Source organism: Nitrospirillum pindoramense (genome assembly GCF_007827955.1).
GTDB lineage: Bacteria > Pseudomonadota > Alphaproteobacteria > Azospirillales > Azospirillaceae > Nitrospirillum > Nitrospirillum amazonense_B.
This window is the reverse complement of sequence record NZ_VITR01000006.1, coordinates 204,535-224,726: the sequence shown is the minus strand read 5'-3', so window position 1 is coordinate 224,726 and position 20,192 is coordinate 204,535. Positions and strand designations below refer to the sequence as shown.

Sequence of the window (20,192 nt, the reverse complement as noted above, 5' to 3'; positions counted from 1 at the left end):
TATTAACCTAGCTTGTGTCTGAGAAATTACACCGCGTCGAAGCAGCTCGGCTCTAGATTCGTCAGATCTATTTAATCTAATGCCGTACATAGCGCATAAATCTTTCTCGCCAACTGAATGAATGTCGGAAGTCAGTGGATTTGTGGGCGCTGCGCAAGCAGAAACAATAGATAATAGAGATATGGCAACGTATATGATCTTCATAGTTTCCCAATCTGTTGAGAATTTAGAGTCGGTTGGCTGACCTTAACAACACCGAATCTCGGTGAAAATCCAAGAACTGCCTCTGCGCACTGGTGAAACTGCCGACGTTGATCTTCTCATCGACCTTGATGCCCATACGCTGAAGTGACGGTCGGTGGGCTGCTGGCGATATAATCAGGCGCCCGTTGTCCTCGAAGCCGATGAAGCCACGGTCGAAGAGGTGATCGATGGACGGCGTCAGCAGCAGGCCGTTCTCCCCGTTCAGGCGTTCCTCGTTGTTGGAATCTCGCCAGGGCTTGCAGTGGCTGGCCACTAGGTGCGTGGGGTTCTCGACGCCTGTGATCCGGCATCGTTTCTCAATCTGGCTGACGCGCTGCCTGAAGAGCCCCTGGCCAACCCGCGCGCGGACGATGGCGGTGCGGTCGGTATCCGGGATGGTTGGGTCTGCCTCTACCTGCTTCTGCATCTGGTGCTCCCACATATCGAGGTCGTCGGCCGCGACGGGGGGCACGCCGATGGCGGTCGCGCGCAGCGGCTCGACCTCAGCACCGATCAACCCTATCAGCACCTCAGCCAGCGGCACCGGAAGCTCAGTCAGGTAGACCGACTGAAGGCCATTTCCGTTTTCCTGGAGAGGGGAGTATTTCGGAGGGAGCAGTGGCGCCAGGATCGCCATGTGATCCTTGGGGCGCACGCGATGCCGGAGTTCGGTGAAGGCCACCTTCACCTTCCAGCCGACGTGATCCCAGTTCTGCCCGGCCGTTCCGAATTCCGTGGGCTTGGGGCTTTCCCAGCAATAGGATTCAGCAATTCCTATCGCGACGATGCGGGTGTCCATAAAGGAAAACACCAGGTCGCCGGGGGCCACCTCGCGCATGGATTCGTAATAAGGATTTCTGGCCTTGTTGGCGTTGCGCTTGGGCGACCAGAGATAGCCGCCCTTGACCTCCTGGCGGTACGTCTGATTCTGGTTGACCCACCAATAGCGCATTCGGTCGTAGGCTCGTCGGCGTGCTTTACGTCAGCAACGAGCAGGATAGGTTCGTCGCATAAGTGCCAGCATAACACGAGCCCGCGCCTTTTAAGCAATCCCGGCCATGCTGGCGAAGAAACGATCAGGCCGCCTCCCACACCTGGTTCAGCACTTGCGCGGCCAATGCCGCCTTATCCTGAGGGAGGAACCGGGCGTAGTGTTTGGCGACCGTATCCGGCGTATCCTGGATCGCGTAGCTGGCCTGCTCGAAGGAGCCGGTCATTTTCAGGATATGCGTCGCCAACACGTCGCGAACGCTGTGGGGGCCATGGGGCAGCAACCCTTTGATGGCCCCGCGCCCGGTGTGAGGGTTGTAGATGCCGTATCGCTGGATGATCAGCCGCCAGGCCTCGTAGAAGGTCGTTTGGTTGTAGGCCGCGTCCGCCGAGGTCGATTTCATCGTCTTCACGAAGAAGGTTCCTGGGTCAGCGGCGCCCCGCAGCAGCGCCTGCCGATGGCGTTCCAAGTAGGCATCGATGAAGCCGTACAGCCCGCCCAGGTCCGGCAGGATCAGCCTGAACGGTTTGCCGCCGAAATAGGTCGAGGTGGCATTCTTAAACGCCGCTGCCGGGATCAGCACTTCCCACCCCTGATCGCGCGCGCTCCACCTCAATTCTCCACACTGGCGGTCGGCCAACTGCCGTTCCGTCGAAGGAGTTTGGCCACGGGCTTTCACCAGGAGCTGACGCAGGTTCTTCTGCCGGACACCGAGGTGCAAGCCTAGCCGGATCAGCAAGAGGGATCGGACAGCTTCGGCCGCCGTAACGGGATAGCGGTTCTCATCGGGCATGCGGGCCAAGATCTCGTCGGCAATCTTCCGATACTCACCCACGGGGCTGTCCGACTCCAAGATTGGCAGGATGGGCTCGAATGGATCCCGGTGGACCTTAACCACCCGCTGGAGTTCACGGGCTCGCGCCGTGGCATGCCGATGAAGTGCTTCACAGGTTCCCGCCCAGTCGGCCTTGGCGGCGCTGATATCGGCTGCCGACACCAAGCCAGGGATCGGCGTCAGGTTTTCGACTAGCTGGGGAGACTGCCGCAGCCAACCGGTCTCGGCCCGAACCAGGGAGGCGGCCAGGGCCAGCATGTCGACCTCCCAGGCTGTGTAGAAACCCCGGCGACGTTCCCGCCACTGGATGTACCAGTCCCATGTCGCGGGGAAGGCGAGCAGGGCCAAGCTGAGGTGCCGGAGAGGAGCCCCCAGCCCCTGAACAGCGCCGCCGGGGGATGCCGCCATGGCACCGAACAGAAGCCCGAGGTGCTCAAGCTTCTGGGCTGCGGTTTCACCACCCCATACTCCGTTCCGCTTGAAGCCGATGCTGGTCAGGGTGGCTGTCTTGAAGCGGATCAGGCTGGACATCTCACCGGATAGGCGGGCGGGTGCCAGCTTCGTTCCCCACTCCAGCTCAGGGTCAATAACCTCATGGAGATCTTCATCTTCTGATGCCCGACTCATCTGATGGCCCACCGGCATATCTGCAAAACGCAGAGCATAGCGCTGCTTCATGGCCGCAGCCTGGAACAGTCGGTAGTCGGTGGTGCCGGTGATGATGTTGGTGCGAACCCATTCCAGGATCTGTTCTCGCTCGACCGGTGGACGGTTGGCGAAGTCATCGGGCAGGTGCCAGGCTAGGCGTCGTAACTCGGCGGCGCCCACACCGGCGACTTCGTGGCCCCGGGGCGCGGAATTGCGATTTGGCAACTTAGCCGCCAGATGTCCCTCCGGCAGACGGTACCGGCGTTCAATCACCTTGAGGACGCGGCGGGTCTTCAGAGTGCGTGGGACCGTCCGGCCCCGCAGCCAGTAGTACATGGTGGAGTAGTTGAGCGAGGGTTCGCTCAGGATGACTGCCCGGAACAGGGACCAGCCGGTGTCGCCGTGGCGTTCCATATGATAGCGGAGGGCATCCTTGAACACCTCCGGCTCGTTGGTCGGCATGTCGTGACGAGCGACTGGGAATTCCACGACAGGACGCGGCGGTACACCAGTTTTCCTTTTCGGCCGGACCAAGGTCGGCTCAGACAGCACGACCTCCGAGGTCAGTGCCTCTACGCCCTGATCCGGTCGCGAGGACCGTGCGGTGGTGGAGTGTGCCGCAGTTTTCGAGTTGGGCGTCGAACGAGGTGGTGCCGACTTCGCTGATGAATCTCCGAGTTTGGCTGCCTGCCGCTCCTTCTTCAGAGGGGGCAGCTTCCGGAGTCCCCGCACGATGGCGTCCAGTGCTGGGCGGATGTTGGCGGCGGCAGCATCGAGTGCATCGGCAGGCAGTCCAGCAGAGACCGCAAGCTGGGGTAGGTTGAAAGCGGAACTGGACCGCGGAGGCATGGTCCTGGTGCGGATCATATTGACCAGGTGTACCCGGAGCTGTTCGGCTTCTCGTGGCGGGAGCGCCTGGGTCAGGCGCGCTTTACAGAAGTCCGAGATCATTCGGGCGAGGACGACGGTGCTCATCAGGATTCCAAGCTATTTTCAGGAAGCCGGGAGCTGTGCCTTGCATTCCGAGGGACGGCCAGCTTTGCTGACATGCGGCTGGAGGGAGACATGGTGGATCAGGTCAGTGATCGGGACGTTTGGTTGGCAGCCAATGCATTGGTGAAGCGCCATGGCGATGACGCCGCGATCTTCGCCGCGACCCGGGCTGACGAGTGGCTGGCCCAAGGCGACATGGAACAATACCGGCTCTCGAAGCGCATCTTGGCAGCGGTGGACAGTTTGCTGGCCACCAGCGTCCCGCCCGGCACCAGGCTGACGTGACCATTGCGCACCGCGTCAGGCGCCATCACGCGGACGGGCGTGTCCCAAGCGATAGTATCGAGAGCGCGTCCGCATCCACCGATGCACGGGGTCAAATAAAACTACCTCGCTCGAAAGAAGCGGACCATCCATGATAGTCGGGTGGCCAAAGACGGTGCCCTGCAATGCAAACACCGGCCGGTCGATCAGCGAATAATTTTCGAGAATCGGTGCCACAGCCAGATCCCCCTCGGACGGCTTATTTCCTTGAAAGAATTCCTCTAAATCTTGGGAGAGCCGCTTATATTTATCGGCCTCGTCCGCTGCCATCAGATGCGCATATCTTGAATTGGTGTAGATCACGATCTTCCTTCCAATGTTATTTTCAGGCTGATGTCGGGGGGCCGGTGAGCAGGCCTATGGCTGCGCATCTTCTTCGTCGGTGATGAAGGCCAGAGCGCTACCCAACCCGACCGCGTACAGCACCGACACGTAGGCGCCGAAGGGCGTGGTGGTGTTGCCTTGCTCGATCTGCGCCAGCATCTCGGGTGATATGGCGGCCAACCTGGCAATTTCATCCTGCGATGCCCGCTGCCGCAGTCGGGCCGCCCGCAGCAGCTTCCCGATATTTTGGGCGGCCAACCGGGCGCCGCTGACAGGCGAATGAGCCGTCTGCATGGGGGACTAGCTGGCCAGCCGTTTTTCATCAGCGGCGGCAGCCATAGCCCGCCTGACCAAGGCGGTGAGCTGTCGGGCGGTCAGTGACCCCCGCCAGAATTCGCGCCGCATAAGCTCCACAGCCTCAGTGCTCAGTGCGGGCAGCATCATGGGGTGGACATCGAATTCCTTGGCCAGATCGTCCTGGATGGCCGCCAGGAGAGGGTGAAAGTCGGTGATCCCTGGCGCCTTCACTTCCACGGCCATGAACCGGGCGCGGAGCGCAGGCGGAACGAGGTCCAATCGATTTGCCGTCATGATCCAGTTCACCTTGGACAGGTTGACCGGCGCCCCGACACACTCGTCGTACCAATGGGGGGACACCTCGGGATCGGTCATCGTCAGCAGGGTGTCGGCGATATGCCCGTTGAGGCCTGAGCCACCCGCCTTGTCGATCTCCTCGATCAACAAGCCCGGGTTCCCGACTTGGTGGGTCAGGATCACCTTCACCGGCAGGCTTGGGTTGGCGTTGGCCCATCCTTCCGAGGTTCCGGCAAGATGGCGGTTATCGCTGCTCCCACCAGCGATGATCGTCACGAACGGGATCTGCATGATCTGAAGGAAGCGGCGGGCGAAGCGGCTCTTTCCGGCCCCTGGGCTGCCGTAAAGCAGAATCGGCCGGACTGTTACGTAAGGCCGCCCGCACGCCTCGGCCAGACGTAGCTCTGCCGTCACCGCATCGATGACGTTCCCCAACCAAGGAAATTCAATCCTCAGGGTGGCCGTGGCGACAGCAAGATCGCTGACGCCGACCAGGCGATGTGATCGGCGAAGCGCCCGGTACTTCTGCTTGATGTCGATGTCGTCCGCCACCACGCGGATCCAGTGGCCCGCCGATTCTGATGAGACGCTGCGCGGTTTAACTGACGCTCCGGATTTCCTGGCGCGGGGCAGAACCAAGTTGGCCGCCCCCAAAGCTGGAACGACGTGCGCTGGATCGAACGTCTTGAGTTCCAAGGCCTCGGCGACACGGCGGGCGATGCTAGACTTGGCTGAATGCTTGGCGGCGTGAACGACAAGCATGAGCTTCGCCCAAGGGATTTCATCGGCCAGCCAGAGGCAGGTGGCGATCAGGTCTTCCGCCCGGTCCACCATCATGGTGACCCCCAGCAGATCAGACGCCGCCTGAAGCCAGTCGGTTGCTGACGCGGTCTCCAGCGGCGGCACATGCACTTCCAGACCGTCTGAGGAATTCGCGAAGATGATGGCGCCGATGGCAGCCCTCTGAATTTCCGGCACCAGCGAGGCGGGCGGCGGAACTTCAGAACACCAACATCTCAGCAGATCGGCGTCGGAGCTCATTCTTCCAGCAGCCCCATTGCTAGGGCGACGACCACTGCATGCGTGGAGGTTTTGGCCCCCAGCTTCTGTCGGGCATGCAGCAGATAGGCATCGACCGATTTTAGACGGAGGCCCAGCTGGTGGGCGATCTGCTTCGTGCCTTCACCTTGCGCCAGCAACCGCAGGCACTGGGCTTCACGGGGTGACAGCATTGGGCGCATCGCTTCAATGACGCTAGCGGGGGACGGAAAATCGGAACCCAAATTGGCATTTTTAAAAATGCCAAAACGGTAATAGCTTGGCTGGGCCCTGGACGCCACAAATCTCGGCATGAATGGATTCGGCGCAAAACTCAGGGCGCGTTCGAAGGCGCTTGGCTTGACCGACGCGGAAGTCGCAGAGCGCCTGGGCCTGAGCCAGCCTCGGTATGCACGGTACGTGACCGACAAGCGGGAGCCAGACTTCGAGCTGTTGGTCCGGATCTGCAATCTCCTGGACATCACCCCCAACGATCTGTTGCTGGACGGTGGGCCCGAAAAGCCCGGAGATGTTGAACTGGACCGTGCCGTGGTCGCCCTGAAAGGCATGGAATCTCCGTTGCGCCAGGTGGTCGTTGATATGGTCGTTGCCGCCCAAAAGAAGGCGGCGAAGCAAGGCAAGACAGCGAACTAAAGGTTCCAAGGCGCCGGGACAATATGGGGAAATCACCGTATAGAGTGGTGGCCTGATGTGGCTTAAGCTGACATCCTCACTCTATGCGCCCGCACAATGAATTCATTGGGTGGTGGATATATTCCAATTTTGAAAATTTGACCGAATTTATATTCAGATATTTTCCAGAAATTAATACGTTAACATATGAATTATCAGCGCTTAGGCACGCTTGAATGTCGGGTGCAATATGGGGAATTCCCCACCTACCCCCTGAGAATGTGCGGATGCACGTTGGGCGCGAATAGGCACTTCGCCATGTCCTACGTGGAGAGTTTTCGATGTCGTGGAAGAAGGTGGTGGCCACGGGTTTGGCGACCAGCATCCTCGCGCCCGCCGCCTGGGCTGCCGACCCTACGCCGCTGACCCCGGAGGTCGCGGCGCTCTATTATCACAAGGTGGCCAACGATCCGCTCAACTTCGCTGAGGCGGCGAAGCGGTCACCGGCTGTCAAGGGGGCCAGCACGTTCGACAAGCCTGCCGCGCAGCAGGCCGAAGAAGATCGACTGAAGGCCGCCCAAGCCAAAGTCGACGACACTACCCCGCTGTCGATACATGTGACTGTCTCAATAGGCCAATACGACCTGAATGCCGGGCGCTTTCCCATCGAGGCGTTTGGTGAGAGGCATTACCTTTCCCTGGGGGCCTTCGGGAACCAATACCGGATTGCGTTTGCGAATGGCGACGGCGTCGGATTGAAGCTGCCGGTGGACCAGGCGCGCAAATTTGACAACGCGCTCGGCGTTCGTACTGTCACTGCGAACTTGGCCGCCCATTTTGTCGGCACGGGGGACCCCACCGGGAACCTGAACTCGCAGTACACAGTCAGGGTCGCCATCGACAAAATTACCCTGCGGCGTCTCGGTGGTGCTGAAGTTTTAGCCGAGATCATCCCGGACCAGGCGGCATCCGCGTCGGCTGCGACCCCACCCAAAGCGCCGTCTGACTGGGACGTAAGCGGCCTGAAGCTGGGAATGACTGAGTCCGAATTGACCTCGGCTGCCAAGGCGACCTTTGCCGACAAGAAGCTGGTCATCGGTAACGACCGCGACTGCGGCGGCGGGGCCGCCATGTACGCCAGTGGGAAGATGCCGTTGGGCGCGGTTTGCGTCGTGTACACCCTGGCCGCCGGGAAGGTGACCAGTGTGACGGTCAGGCAGGTGCTGGCGGATGCGAGATCGGTCTTCAACGATACGCGGCAGGCGTTGATCGCCAAGTATGGCCCCCCGGCTGTGTCGGATCGCGGGCGCTACTTTGGCTGGGGCCAGGGTGTCGGACGCCGCCCCCAGGACTACCCGCTGTACGCCGGTGTGGACGCATTGGCCACCCAGCAGGAACTCGATGTGGGGTCCAGCGGCACGCCGGTGTTGAGCGTGACGTTAACGGACATGGCGACGCTCCAGGCGAAGGCCGCCCAGGCGCCTAGTGCCGCCAAGCCGGTGTCGCCGCATCTGTAAATGGAGGGCACGGCCCTGTCCCAGTCTGCGCCGCGACCAGGGCCGTGGTTTTCTGAGGAGGTGACCGATGTCGGCTGATAAGCGCCATCACGACCCGGCTTATTGGGCGGCGAAGTGGGCAGAGGCTCGCCAGCGGGAAGTCGAGTTGCACGGCCACTGGTTTGACCGGCTGCTTGAAGGCGGGGCTGGACCGCCGGTCGATATCGTCCCGGTCGCGGGACAGAAGCGCCGCGTCCTCATTAAGCGCCGTCCCAGCGTCCCCCCCACATCGGAAGCCAGTTAGCAGCGGGCGCACGCCTAGGACCGCTGACATGCCCCTCAGAGTGCATGGTGACGGGCTCGCGGACTTCCAGGTTTGCCAGCTCCATCCCTACGCCCTTGCCAACAGCCCATCCAACCAGAGTAGGTATTCACGGGCGCTCGTCCCTGGTTTACGCGCCCAGTCGCCGCTGGTCAGTTCCTCCAGCGCGGCATCAAGGTGGTCAGCCTTGGCCCTGAGGAAACGTGCGATGTTCTCACGACCCTCCGTAATCTCGTCGGCTGAAGCATCATCGATGAACGCCTTCACCGCGTCCTCTAGTTTGGGGCCGTAGATGGTGTGGTCCTGGTTCAGGTAGCCGCCGATGATCTGGAGAAGTGCGGGGAATTCCCGCTCGATAGCGCTTTCCATGATTGCCCTTCAGACCGATGGGTAGGCAGTGAGGATGAAGTAGACCTTGTTGCCGGTGGTCGCTCGCCGGAGAACCACGATCATCTTCGACGTACGGGACATTGTGCCGGTGACGCGCGGAATCACCCACCCCACCGATTGGCCAGCATCATATTTCAGACGTAGCACCCTGGAATTGGTGGTGGCCCATTGCTGGATCTTGGGCGCGTTCGCTTTCATCGCCTCGCTGATGAACTTCTCGGCTTCTGACCGGGTGACGAATGTCCCAGCACCTGGGATGGTGGGCTCATTGACCAGGCGCTGCCGAAGATAGGCTTCCTCCTTGCGGACGTGCCGTTCAGCGATATGTCCGCCCGCATCATCCTCGACCGCGACGCTGATCCAGCCATTGCGGATGGAGATGATCCGGAGTGCCGCCCATTTGGCGGCAATGCTCACGGGTACCGCAATCTCGACTGCCAGGCCCACCTCGTCGGCAGTATCAGGGTCGCATCCCAGGGCGCGTGCAGCGGCGGCGGCCCCCTGGTAGGTGAGCGTGCTGTACTCGCGCCCGGTCCATAGTTTCTTGAGGCCGGTGGATACATTGTCGACGGCATCCAAAGCCATGGCCGTTCCGCCGACTTTGGTCAGCATGGTGGGTTCCGGCGTTACCATCAGGAACGACGCGCCCATGAACTCGATGGCGCCACTGACGATCTCCAGGGCGCCGAAAGCACGGGTCATGAAATGGCCGGTGTCGGTCTCGCCGCTAGTGATCGACAGGCCCTGGAGGATGGCTGACAGTTGGACCGGCGACAGGATGATGCTCAGACCGTCATCGTCCTGCGCGGTTGTTACATTGGCTTCCTGAAGCCACTCCAGCCCGTCCATCACTCCTCCTTGGCCTCTCCGGCGACCGGTCAGGTGATTAAGGGTGGTGTGTGGCTGAGGTCCTTCAACGTGGAGCGAGGCGATATGCCGAATGGGGGGATCGGGCGGCGGGGAAGCTGGGGCTTCACTGCGTTCGGTCCGCCGCCGACATCGCGGCATTCGCGTTCATGAAATATCTGACCTTGGGGTAGCAGCCGCTGGTGACCGGCGAAGTGGAAAGCCAGGAGCCATCTGGCCGCTGGACCGCCCATCCGAATTTGGCCTGCGGGGATATGAGCTGCGCTGTCATTCCATCTAGGCGGACCCAGGTTCCGTTGCTGTCTTCCACCCAATCCATGGTCTGAGCAAACCTACCCACTATTCCTCCACTGCGAACGTTCAGGCGAATCAGGCTCGGCTATACACTTTGCCGCGCGTATGAGGTAGACGCCAGCTTCAGGAAATGTACCATGCCCGGAGCGATAATAACGGGCTCATCATGAACGAATTCTTGAAGCTATCGGCGGACATCGTTGCTGCGTACGTCACGAAAAACCAGATCCCGCCGAACGATCTGCCTGGATTGATCCAGTCTGTTTACGGCTGCCTGGTTCACGTCGATAGCCCAGCGCCCGAGGTTATTCCCGAGGTCAAGCAGTTGCCTGCGGTCTCCATTCGGAAATCGGTCACGCCGGATTACATCGTGTGCTTAGAAGACGGCAAAAAGCTGAAGATGCTGAAGCGCTACCTGCGCACGGCCTACAACCTGACGCCGGACGAATATCGCGCCAAGTGGGGCTTGCCCGCCGATTACCCAATGACTGCCCCGAACTACGCCAGGGAGCGTTCTGGGTTGGCCAAGCAGATCGGTTTGGGCAGCCGGACACGCGAACCGAAGGCGAAGAAGAGCGCCTAGACTGATCGGATAACTACTGGAACAGCGCAGCGGGCGAAGCAGCCTTAAGCGGACAGAGCAGGGGCATGAGCCCTTACCAAAACAACGACGATGGTGATTAAATGATTACCATAGTTTTTAAACTAGGCACTGATGATCAAATGGCATTTGAGCTGCTTGCAGATAAAGTAAACTCCATTTGTTCTGGGAATAATTTGATGACCAAAAAAAGGGTGATTGGGGACCGAATAATTCTTGGAGATAATGATCAATTCACAATAACCCAGAGACATCCAGCGAGATTCACTGTGGAATCAACCATATTGAGTGCGGAAGAAATGAACGCATTGGAAATTATGCTTCGGAAGGCCCTGTCTGGGTCTCTTGCGCCCAAGGAGATGTTTATTTAACGAACAATTTGATTAGACAAAGATGAATGGTGCGGGCGCCGACAATGGAAAACGATATCGCTTTCGACCCAATTAAACATCTGGGCGAGTATATTTCATATTATATTGACCAGCTTGGCGTTGTAGACTTTGCTGTGATGATTGACGGCGAATGGGAATCCGGCGAGCCATACGTTGACACTCTGCCGCCTGCCGCGTCAACCTCGGCCAGTAACGCCGCACTCTCTGCCGTTGTCCAGCGCCGCCGCCGCGCCAGCACTGTCGCCTCTCCCACGTGCCCTCCTTCTTCTGGACCCCTCCAGAAGGAATCCCCATGGCAAAGCTTCCGCAGCTTCGTCACAGGCGCAAGACAGCCAAAGCCGGACGCTTACGGTCAGAACACAAGATGCCCAGTTGATAGCCCCTATGCGGTTGACACGGTTCTTGCCCTTAAGCCCGTGGCGGCATCGTCGCCGAATCCAGCCGCCGATGGATCAGTGATGCAAGGGAAAGCAAATCCTCTGCATCGGCCTTGGTCATCGACCAATGAATCCGCGCCGCATGCGCCGTGGTATTGCGGAACATGCCAAACGTGCCTTTGACTAGATTAGCGAAACCCTTCTGTTCACTCTTTTCACTCTCATTGGATAGCGCGTTGATGGCCAGCATCGGCGGATCGCCAGTCAGGGCATGATCCACAAGAAGCCCGCCGTCATCGGTAAGGCCGGTCCGCCGCCTGAGCTTGTCAGCGATGCTCTTGGTCGCCTCAAGGACCGCGTGAAAATAGTTGTCGGCCAGAAGCTCAGCCCGGCAGAAAACCAGGATGTCAGGATGGACGCCCCGCGAAAGTAAGTCAGTGCGCAGTTCGTTTGCCCGCCGCTCTGCCTCTGGCAGGGTAGTCGCCTGCTCTACATTACTAAGGATGCCGGACGCGTCGACGGCCAGTCCGGCAAACGCCAGCGCACGATTAAGATTGGCCCGCATGGGTTCAAAGCGAAGAGGCTGCCGGGCGAATCTCTCTGGCTTCATTGCATGGCGGATAAAAGCCAACACGGCCCTGCGGTCCTGCCGCACCTTCTGGCTCTCGACAAATGCATTGAAGAGCCGGTGTCGCTTGGTAAGCGATGGAGACGGATCTGACATCTTGCAGGTCGCAAGCAAATGCTCAATTTCCGATCCCGTCAGTCCCTCAGTCGTGTCAGCCAAAGAATTCGCAATCGCCTCAAGTTGGCTTTGAGAAAAGAAGGACATGATTATCCATTATTTTGAGCGTTATTCATTTCAGGCATGTTGAACTCGGAGCAGCGCCGGTTAATTTCAGGACAGGAACATATGTATGACTTTAGGTTTCGCACCTTCATTTCACTCAGGTAATCCAAGAAAGCCATCTCCGCTCCGTGAAGCATTCCGCGAGATGGCGTAAGAAAACGCCGATTATCTCCTGGGCTTCCAGAATAGTAAGTTGCCCCCCTAAGGGTTATGGATTTTATAAGACGATGTAGTGAGTCGCCATCATCCAGGTACTCATAAGAGAATTCAAAAGATAGTTCCTTTATCTCCATGTCCTTGTCCGATGGTTGGTGTGAAGGTAGAGTCAGCATGTAATCAAATTCAATTCCGTTGATATCTGGAATTCTCTGGATGCGGAAGCCGATTAGGTGATTTCCATGCTCGCGCACATCAAAAATCCGATAGAATTGCCTTATAAAATTTAAGGCGTCATTTTTCCCATCAACAATAGGAATGGAGATCATCTGCTGATGCACTTGAGCGCCATGGCCTATTTGTCGCTTAAGCATGAGATTTTGCCGATGTGTACGACCAACCTCTCGTCTTTCAACGCTGTAGCAAAAATAGACCCGCTCAGTGCCTTCAGGAAATGAAGTACCGAGAGCCGATGCCAGAAGGGTAATATCTTGTTTCATAAGATAATTTGCGCTGGTCTTGAGCTTCACCCCCGGAGTGAGAATGAATGATATGTCTTCTATGTTACCGATTTCGATGAACTCTCTCTCAAATTGGGGGAATTGGTCATGTGGATATTGCGGATAAAAGGCATCCGGCATGTTTGGCCTAATTACGAATCTAAATTCTCTCTGATATGAGTATTCAAATCTCTTGAAAAGTGATAAATTGCTTCCATAAGAAAGTAATTCTGAACACTCGTCTGCGAAAAATGGGTCATAATATTTTACGCTGCTGGCCACTATCGAAAATGAATGTCCTGTTTCATATCGCCTTCCGGCAAAAGCACTATTAGCTGCATCGTAAACACGCCGAACAAATTCGTTTACGTCGGTAATTACCAAACACCCAATCTGTTCATCTTCGTCATTTGCAACAGAATCGCCGGTAAAATTTCCAAAAAGCCGCCAATCATAAATCTGAGATAGGCAAAACATGTAATAGTCTGACTTTTGGTATATTTTGAGATTGATCGTATCTGTATCATCAGTTATCGTGACTTCATTCTGGCGCCCTGAAAAATTCAGAGAATCTGCGGGAAGCCTTATTTCAATCAGTATTTCATTATTGTCATTTCTGGCGCTGTCACTGGAAGAATCAACAGTAGAGGCGCAGCGTAGGTAGATTTTCCCTTCTTTTCTTAAGTTTTTAAGGTACTTTATCTTGTCATACCTGTAAAGGTTCGCCGAATTCGCACTCAGGTCCGGACTGACAATTTCAGAACTGGGCGAGAAAAAATTTAAGTCCGGCATATGTTTGAGCATAATCGAAGATGCCTCTGGACACTTTCCTCTAAGGCACGCTTCCTCTAGCGTATGGATGAGTCGTTTTTGCCAGTAGAATCCGTACCTGTTGTTTGCTGAATATACCCCGGAACTGGATATGTGAATCGAGTTGGCAATTATATTTGCGATCCGCTCCTCAATTTCTTCATCGTTCAAGTGGTATAGATATCTGTCTTCGTAATATTGCCTCCTAATACCCGCCTCGTCGGCAGGATAACGCTTAAGCCTTTGGTCGTTTGGCTCACCGTCTGCCAGTATCCTGCTCTTAGATTTGGCGTTCAAGGTACGGAGCGCTTTCATAGGGACTGATATCTGGATTTCCTGCGGAATTTTATCTAGGTCACCGCTGGAATTTTCGGCCATGAAAGCATCCCTATAGATGGTTGACATCCCTTTATGGCAGGATATCGTAAAAGTAGTAAGCAACAAAGGCATGGCTTATACAAAAACGCCCTTTGCGAGCTCGTTGAGCTACTCAGCGCCTCCGGAGCCGCCGCTACGGCAGCGCAGGAGGGAGGTTGATCATCCGGGACGGCCAACACTTGGTTCAGGCGACTCGGACTGGAGCGGCGGCGATACGTCATCGGGTCAAGGCCACGGATGGCGGTGGCCGGGCATCGGCGTGCAGAATCATCAGCCCCAGGGTTTCACCTGTTTCAGCAGCAAGCTGGAGACGGCGACACTGCGTCGGGGTGGGTAGCACGCCATCGCAGACCACAGCGGCCAGGCGGCGACACCGCAGGGCCTCTTCCAGTACCCACAGGGCTTCCTCAGGCTGGCGCGGATAGACCTGAATTAGCCTGCCGGACGCCAGGCCGAAGGCTGCCATCCCGGCCGGGTACAGGGACGGAACCTGCCCCAGCGGACGGCACCACAGAATACGTCCGGCGTCTTCCGGCAAGCGGCTCAAGATGGTTGCTATCTAGCCGTAAGCCGCGCCACAAGCCGCATCCGGGAGCAGCTCGTGGATGTCACCGGGAACCAGACCGCTGCCCGGTAGGGCCTGGTCTATGCTGACCAAGCCTATGCTGACCACGGTCGCGCCCGCCGTCACCCGGACTCTGTCCATGATGGAGAGACGAGCGCGGAGTTCCGCGATGGCTGAGGCACGGTCGGCCATGCCTCTATCGCGATGCTCTGCTTATGTTCTTATTGCAAGAGCGGGTTATGGTTAAAACGGATAGGCTTAAGGCTGGCCCAAGGGAATCAAGCCACTACATCGGATTGAGTAGGTATGGATCCATTCTTCGCTGGCTGGGTTTTTCCAACATTCCCACAACCCGGCGAAGGCCATCATCGGGTCATTGGCGAGCCCGATGGCATAGGGCTGCTTGCCTCCATCTGAGAGAACCTGCCATTCGAAGTAGGAATTGGTGGGCACCAGGCAGCGCCCCTTCTTGAATGCGGTCCTGAAGGAGGGTTTCGATGCGACCGTGTCGGCGCGCGCGTTGATGCATTTGGCCGCACCCGACATGTCCTTGGCGAACGACGGCACCAGACCCCATCGCAGCAGGCCAAGGTGACGTTCCCCGGTGTCCGGATGCAATCGGGATCTCATCAACATAGCCCGAGGGCTAAAATTCGTAGATAACGTTCGGCTGCGGCATGAACACTGGACTTGTAAGGGAATTCTTGACTCGTCCGATGGGCTAGGCGGCGGGGGGCTGACTGGTCATGATGGAGCCGGTTGGCGAGAGGATGGGGGCGAAATGCGGAGGCGTCTGCTGGGCTTGGCGTTGCTGGCCGGGTTGGGGTGGAGCGCAACTTCTGAATCTGCGGAGATTCCCGCTGACTGCCAGGCACAGGCCCCATGGGGAGCGCCGCAGTGGTCGGGGACGGAGCCCCACCTGACCCCGCTGGGCCGCCGGGCCTATGTGGCCCTGCACGACGACGTGAAGCTGGTGCCGGACTTTGTGTCCTGGAGCTTGACCGCCGAGCACGCGCTGGGGTGCTTGCCCCGCAAGGACTCGTTCGCCCCCGATCCTGATCTCCTGCCTGGCCACCGGGCTGAGCTGGCTGACTACAAAGGGCACAGCGGCATCTACGACCGAGGGTACTTCGCTCCGAACTCCGATTTCGAATGGGATGCGCGGGTTCTGCGCGAGAGCTTCTACCTGTCCAACATGAGCCCTCAGGCATCCCATCTGAATCAGTGGGAGTGGGAGATGCTGGAAGAGGCTACGCGGTCATGGGCGCTGACGCGGGGCCCGCTGGTGGTGATGGACGGCCCGATATGGAAGGACCCGGTGGAGACTATCGGCGCCGACGAGGTGGGCATCCCAGCGGCGTACTGGAAGGTGATCGTGGACGGGTCTGGCCAGGTCGCGGCGTTCATTATGCAGAACCAGCCGACCGCTAAGGGCGACTTAACGCCCCATGCCGTGTCGGTTGCCCAGGTGGAGCAGGCTGCTGGAGTTGCGCTGCCATTGCCTGCCAATACAGATAGAGGGAGTGTGAGCGCTGTTTGGCCCGTTGACCTTTACGCACTTCAAAAGAGAAAGCACGTTACCTGTCATATCCGCTAACTATCCGCTAACTCATCAAACTCATGCAGTGAAAATCGTATCTTTTTTGACCTAGCAGACGCAATCATATTTGCGAGGTCATAGGCGAATACTTTCATGAAAATACCTCTTGTTGGCAATGTTCGCGGGTGAACTCGGTAGTCTAGCTGTTGTTTATGAGTTGCATGTGCTCCAGACGGGGATGAAATGCCAGAATATATCTTTATATAGGCTGTTATATCTTTCAATATCGTCCTTCTCTCTGATCAATTTATTATAGTTGAGAAATTTACCCCAATCATATATAGTTCCATTGTATCGAAGGGTGTTGAGAGATGAAAATTCAGAAGTTGAGAATTAAGGGGTTCCGGGGCATCAGGGACGTGAATCTTGACCTCGATGCAAGGTTGACGGTTTTTGTAGGCGCGAACGGGGCGGGTAAAACGACCGTTTTGGACGCTATTTCTGTTCTATTAGATAATTACGTTGCCCGATTCGTTAGGGCTTCCCCCTCTTCGGCGAAGCGCATCGGCGAAATGGATATCAATACTGGCTGCTCAGAGGCAGAGCTGACTGTGGAGGTCGGTGTTGATAGTGAAGTCGTATCGTGGACTGTGAGGCGACAGAGGCGTGTTTCCAAGATACTCGGCCTGAAGTCAAGTGACTTCGAGCAATTAAATTCTTTAATTAGGAAGAAGGTCGCCACAAAGGGGGACGATTTATCCGGCGAACCTTTGATGGTATACTATGGCCAGCGTCGCGCAATACTCGATGTTCCTATGAGAATTCGGAATGGTGCTGAAATGACGGCTCTTGCCGCATTCCGTGGTACCTTAGCAGTTGGGGATCTGAATTTCAGGGATTTTATTGCTTGGTTCCGAGATAGAAGCTTACTGGAACTCCAGCAGAAACAGCTCAAGAAAAACCCTAAAAACTATGTGGATATTCAGTTGGAAGCTGTTCGGAAGGCGATGACTTCCGCTACTGACATGGAAAATCCAGTTTATAAAGTTGAGGTTCCTTTTGGGCTGTATGTCACCAAAAAAGGAAAGCAACTACGAGTCGACCAATTATCTAGCGGTGAGAGTGCATATTTAGCTCTAGCCGGTGATTTAGCGCGCCGCCTGGCCATGGCAAACCCTAATTCTTCTAACCCTCTCGATGGGGCTGCAATCGTTCTGATTGACGAAGTAGAGTTACATTTGCACCCCGTTTGGCAAAGAAAAATTATACCATGGCTTTGCGAAACTTTTAGAAATTGCCAGTTCATTATCTCGACTCACTCTGCCCAGGTTTTGGGGCTAATTTGTGCAGACGAAATTCGCATTATGAAGATTGACGAAAATACTGAGCTAAAGGTTATGATACCAGATGCCTCGAGAGGTAGGGACAGTAATTTCCTGCTACTGAATGTTCTGGGTGGAGATGAGCGGGATATTGATTTAAAAGAAAAGCTAGATGATCTACAGGCTGCGATTATTCAAGGTGAGAACGACAGAGCGGAAGGGCTGCTTTCGGTATTGAGGGGTCTCATGGAGGGCAGCCCTCCAGAATTGATAATAGCCCAGGCCCGTATAGAACGAAACCGGAGAGTTGCGCAGGAATGAAATATTCTTTCAAAGGACAAACTCCGGACGAGATGCAGGACTGGCTTGAGCTAGCTAATTCAGATTGGTCGCCGACTTGGAATAATTTCGGAGGTGATCCGAAGAAGAAAACCATAGAAGCTCTCTTAGTGGAGCAAGGTTATGTCTGTGCCTACTGTGGAAGGAGTATTGAAGCTTCGAAGTGTCACATCGATCATTTTTGGCCCCGCAAATTCTTTGATGGCACTAGCGATGGGGACGGTGTCACTCGTGCCGATCTAACCCTTTCCTACCAAAACTTCTTTGCGAGTTGCGGTCCTCAAAAGGAAAAACAGGGTGACAAAGCTCGTCTGCCGAGTACGTGTGGTGACGCCAAGAAGGCGTGGTTTAATGAGGGAAATGATATAATTCCATCATCATCTGTTTGCGAATCTCGATTTAAATATGGCTTTGATGGGAAGATATTCCCTTCAAATGCTAACGATCAGTTAGCTAAGAGTATAATAGAGGAATTTCGTCTTTTTGATGAATCTCTTGAGTATGAGAGAGGTGTAATAACAAAATATTTAGAGGAATCTATAGCAAATGGAGATATTGCGGACATTGACATGGAAATCCAAATTTGGAAACAGAAAAATGGCGATAAGCTTAAGGGGTTTTGCCAGGTGGCTGTTCGTTACTTGGAAGATTACCAGATATAGAATAGAACTTACCAATTAATAATGCTTTACGCAAAAATTATTGGCGCCAAGAATGTGGTTTGCATTCCACCTGGAGCCTGAATCACAAACCAAGCAGTCTGCCCGCCTCGTTTCCTCGCCGGTGCCGATGTCCAGAGGTACCAAGTTAATCGTTTTGCTTAATATCACTAGGAAATCCGTAAATGCGTTATCCGATCCGGGAAATCGCGACCTGTAAACTTGATCCGCTATCTCTAGAAAACTCTGAGTGAGTTTCGGCGAAAGGTGCGTGTCCGGTTTATCCGGCCCCGAGGGGAAACATTATGCTTTTTAAAGGGATAATCTGGAGTTGGAGGTCGTGACGGAGCCCGATAATGGGGCGAGCTTCTCGATTCCTATAATTCGCGAATTACCGCCATGGGTCTGTCTGAAGAGACCTTGCCGGGCTGAAATATCCAGAATACGCTTTTTCAGAAAATCCTGAGGGCGTGATTTTCAGGGACGTGCTGGGCCCGGTAGATACCGGTATATCCTGCGTGTCCCGATACGCTTGTGCGCGTCCTGGTGAAGTGTCGAGGCTAAGTCAGTATGGCGAACAAGGACTCCTGGGAACTGGGTCCCCTCGGCGATGGTGTTGCCGAGGTCGTCACGGCATGCCAACACGACGGCCCGCAAGCCCTTGCCAGCAACGGCGCGAACATCGCGGTCGTGATCTCCCAACCCGACTGGCTGGCCATTCGATCTCTACTGAAAGATCAGTTGGCCGCCGGATCGACAGCCGCTTACCCTGGAGGCCGGGCCGGTGACACCCCGTTCACCTGGATCCCCAGAATAGTCGGCAGGCAGGCCGGGGAGGATGGGAAATGACTGGTGACATACGTTGTCGACACCTGTGTCCTGTCCGATCTCCGGCGCGGCACTAAGCATCCAGAGCTACTGAGATGGTGGACTGACACGTCCCCTGAGCAACTCCTCGTCCCCGCTGTAGTGGTCTCAGAAATAGAACGCGGGATAACGCGCCTGCGGGTCCAGGGGCGAATAGCCGAGGCCAACGACAACGATCTCTGGTTCCGCGCCCTGACATTGGCGCTGCCGATCATTCCCTACGACGGCCAGATTGCCAGGCTCCACGGGGCGCTCTCCATCTCCGTTCCCCATGATGGGACCCCAAGCTTCGAACGGGATCTCATGATCGCCGCAACGGCCATGGACAGGGGCGCCATCATAGCAACCCGCAATATACGGCACTTTTCCCTCATCGCCGCCAGAACGGGTCTTGAACTGCTGAACCCCTATGACGGCCTGATCAATGTTGATGCACACTCGGGTTAGCCGCAACCGTCTGCAAGCCAGTCAGCATCGCCAGATGCACATGGACATTGGGGCGCCGTTTCAGACTGGTCGCCACCACCCCTGCGTCACTGCCTCCTAACTGTTCCACCGGCGGGATCAGCACCGGCAGCGGGGATCGGGCCCATTCCAAGCCCTCGACGATTTCCTCGATCAGCAAGTCGTGCCAAAAGCCGGGCGCCTTCTCGGACATCGCGTCCTCCATGTCTGGCTGAGCCCGCCATCCCTTCAGGGTGGCCATGTCAGTCAGCCTACGCCTCTTTGGCAGATAGTAGGACTCGATTCGGAACAATCGATGGCGGACGAATACTCCCCAGATGTGGCGCCCGAATTTTCCCCAGCTCCGCTAATCGGCCAGATCTCAAAGGCACGCTTTCCG

General features: G+C 56.6%; 21 protein-coding genes. 9 read left to right on the top strand and 12 right to left on the bottom strand.

From position 1 onward, the window contains the following. Positions 1–226 precede the first annotated feature (226 nt). On the bottom strand, positions 227–1,195 hold the full coding sequence (locus tag FBZ90_RS11890; protein ID WP_145732350.1) for an HNH endonuclease: 969 nt from the start codon (positions 1,193–1,195) through the stop codon (positions 227–229). 124 nt (positions 1,196–1,319) lie between these two features. Further along, positions 1,320–3,692, bottom strand: coding sequence for a hypothetical protein (locus FBZ90_RS11885; RefSeq protein WP_211102001.1), 2,373 nt, complete (start codon positions 3,690–3,692; stop codon positions 1,320–1,322). Positions 3,693–3,782: 90 nt separating this feature from the next. Between FBZ90_RS11885 and FBZ90_RS11880 the strand changes: the two genes are divergently transcribed. Beyond that, positions 3,783–3,995: a hypothetical protein gene (locus FBZ90_RS11880; RefSeq protein WP_145732348.1), complete on the top strand. Its 213-nt coding sequence runs from the start codon at positions 3,783–3,785 to the stop codon at positions 3,993–3,995. Between the two features lie 15 nt (positions 3,996–4,010). Here the strand turns inward: FBZ90_RS11880 and FBZ90_RS11875 are convergent, their stop codons facing one another. The 4 genes from FBZ90_RS11875 to FBZ90_RS11860 are packed head-to-tail and all read right to left on the bottom strand — an operon-like array spanning position 4,011 to position 6,304. Further along, positions 4,011–4,337: a DUF6634 family protein gene (locus FBZ90_RS11875; RefSeq protein ID WP_145732345.1), complete on the bottom strand. Its 327-nt coding sequence runs from the start codon at positions 4,335–4,337 to the stop codon at positions 4,011–4,013. A 54-nt stretch (positions 4,338–4,391) separates the two neighbouring features. After that, a complete protein-coding gene (locus tag FBZ90_RS11870; protein ID WP_145732343.1) occupies positions 4,392–4,652 on the bottom strand; it encodes a helix-turn-helix domain-containing protein in 261 nt (86 codons plus the stop codon). Positions 4,653–4,658: 6 nt separating this feature from the next. Further along, positions 4,659–5,993, bottom strand: a complete 1,335-nt coding sequence (locus FBZ90_RS11865; RefSeq protein WP_145732341.1) for an AAA family ATPase — start codon at positions 5,991–5,993, stop codon at positions 4,659–4,661. Further along, a complete protein-coding gene (locus FBZ90_RS11860) occupies positions 5,990–6,304 on the bottom strand; it encodes a response regulator transcription factor (protein ID WP_145732339.1) in 315 nt (104 codons plus the stop codon). Before FBZ90_RS11860 ends, FBZ90_RS11865 begins: the two co-directional genes overlap by 4 nt. Between FBZ90_RS11860 and FBZ90_RS11855 the strand changes: the two genes are divergently transcribed. Both FBZ90_RS11855 and FBZ90_RS11850 read left to right on the top strand, forming a co-directional pair. Beyond that, a complete protein-coding gene (locus FBZ90_RS11855) occupies positions 6,303–6,644 on the top strand; it encodes a helix-turn-helix domain-containing protein (RefSeq protein WP_145732337.1) in 342 nt (113 codons plus the stop codon). The genes FBZ90_RS11860 and FBZ90_RS11855 overlap by 2 nt on opposite strands. 320 nt (positions 6,645–6,964) lie before the next feature. Beyond that, positions 6,965–8,140 carry a hypothetical protein gene (locus tag FBZ90_RS11850; protein WP_145732336.1) on the top strand — a complete coding sequence of 392 codons (1,176 nt, stop codon included), beginning with the start codon at positions 6,965–6,967 and terminating at the stop codon, positions 8,138–8,140. A 370-nt stretch (positions 8,141–8,510) separates the two neighbouring features. On the opposite strand, the gene FBZ90_RS11845 is transcribed toward FBZ90_RS11850, so the two are convergent. Both FBZ90_RS11845 and FBZ90_RS11840 read right to left on the bottom strand, forming a co-directional pair. After that, positions 8,511–8,810, bottom strand: coding sequence for a contact-dependent growth inhibition system immunity protein (locus FBZ90_RS11845; RefSeq protein WP_145732334.1), 300 nt, complete (start codon positions 8,808–8,810; stop codon positions 8,511–8,513). Positions 8,811–8,819: 9 nt separating this feature from the next. After that, positions 8,820–9,680: an RNase A-like domain-containing protein gene (locus FBZ90_RS11840; RefSeq protein WP_145732332.1), complete on the bottom strand. Its 861-nt coding sequence runs from the start codon at positions 9,678–9,680 to the stop codon at positions 8,820–8,822. A 478-nt stretch (positions 9,681–10,158) separates the two neighbouring features. Here FBZ90_RS11840 and FBZ90_RS11835 point away from each other — a divergent pair, with 478 nt between their 5' ends. Then, the gene (locus FBZ90_RS11835; protein WP_145732330.1) at positions 10,159–10,575 is read left to right on the top strand and encodes a Ros/MucR family transcriptional regulator; all 417 of its coding nucleotides are present in this window, start codon (positions 10,159–10,161) and stop codon (positions 10,573–10,575) included. 818 nt (positions 10,576–11,393) lie between these two features. On the opposite strand, the gene FBZ90_RS11830 is transcribed toward FBZ90_RS11835, so the two are convergent. The 3 genes from FBZ90_RS11830 to FBZ90_RS11820 all read right to left on the bottom strand — a co-directional run bounded on the left by FBZ90_RS11830 (position 11,394) and on the right by FBZ90_RS11820 (position 15,323). After that, a complete protein-coding gene (locus FBZ90_RS11830) occupies positions 11,394–12,194 on the bottom strand; it encodes a TIGR02391 family protein (protein WP_145732328.1) in 801 nt (266 codons plus the stop codon). A gap of 2 nt (positions 12,195–12,196) precedes the next feature. Beyond that, a complete protein-coding gene (locus tag FBZ90_RS11825; RefSeq protein WP_145732325.1) occupies positions 12,197–14,056 on the bottom strand; it encodes a hypothetical protein in 1,860 nt (619 codons plus the stop codon). 823 nt (positions 14,057–14,879) lie between these two features. Further along, entirely contained in the window at positions 14,880–15,323 is a 444-nt protein-coding gene (locus FBZ90_RS11820) for an SOS response-associated peptidase (protein WP_276509094.1), read from the bottom strand. A gap of 100 nt (positions 15,324–15,423) precedes the next feature. Between FBZ90_RS11820 and FBZ90_RS11815 the strand changes: the two genes are divergently transcribed. From FBZ90_RS11815 to FBZ90_RS11795, 5 genes are all read left to right on the top strand, one after another. Next, complete coding sequence (locus FBZ90_RS11815) at positions 15,424–16,218, top strand: DNA/RNA non-specific endonuclease (RefSeq protein ID WP_186455758.1); 795 nt, start codon at positions 15,424–15,426, stop codon at positions 16,216–16,218. Positions 16,219–16,532: 314 nt separating this feature from the next. Then, complete coding sequence (locus tag FBZ90_RS11810; RefSeq protein ID WP_145732319.1) at positions 16,533–17,804, top strand: AAA family ATPase; 1,272 nt, start codon at positions 16,533–16,535, stop codon at positions 17,802–17,804. Beyond that, positions 17,801–18,484 carry a retron system putative HNH endonuclease gene (locus FBZ90_RS11805; RefSeq protein WP_145732317.1) on the top strand — a complete coding sequence of 228 codons (684 nt, stop codon included), beginning with the start codon at positions 17,801–17,803 and terminating at the stop codon, positions 18,482–18,484. The genes FBZ90_RS11810 and FBZ90_RS11805 overlap by 4 nt, the downstream gene beginning before the upstream one ends. 567 nt (positions 18,485–19,051) lie before the next feature. Further along, the gene (locus FBZ90_RS11800; protein ID WP_145732315.1) at positions 19,052–19,330 is read left to right on the top strand and encodes a hypothetical protein; all 279 of its coding nucleotides are present in this window, start codon (positions 19,052–19,054) and stop codon (positions 19,328–19,330) included. Positions 19,331–19,333: 3 nt separating this feature from the next. Beyond that, entirely contained in the window at positions 19,334–19,795 is a 462-nt protein-coding gene (locus tag FBZ90_RS11795) for a PIN domain-containing protein (RefSeq protein WP_186455757.1), read from the top strand. Here the strand turns inward: FBZ90_RS11795 and FBZ90_RS11790 are convergent. Continuing rightward, positions 19,770–20,054, bottom strand: coding sequence for a hypothetical protein (locus FBZ90_RS11790; RefSeq protein WP_145732311.1), 285 nt, complete (start codon positions 20,052–20,054; stop codon positions 19,770–19,772). The two genes, FBZ90_RS11795 and FBZ90_RS11790, sit on opposite strands and share 26 nt — an antisense overlap. Positions 20,055–20,192: the final 138 nt, after the last annotated feature.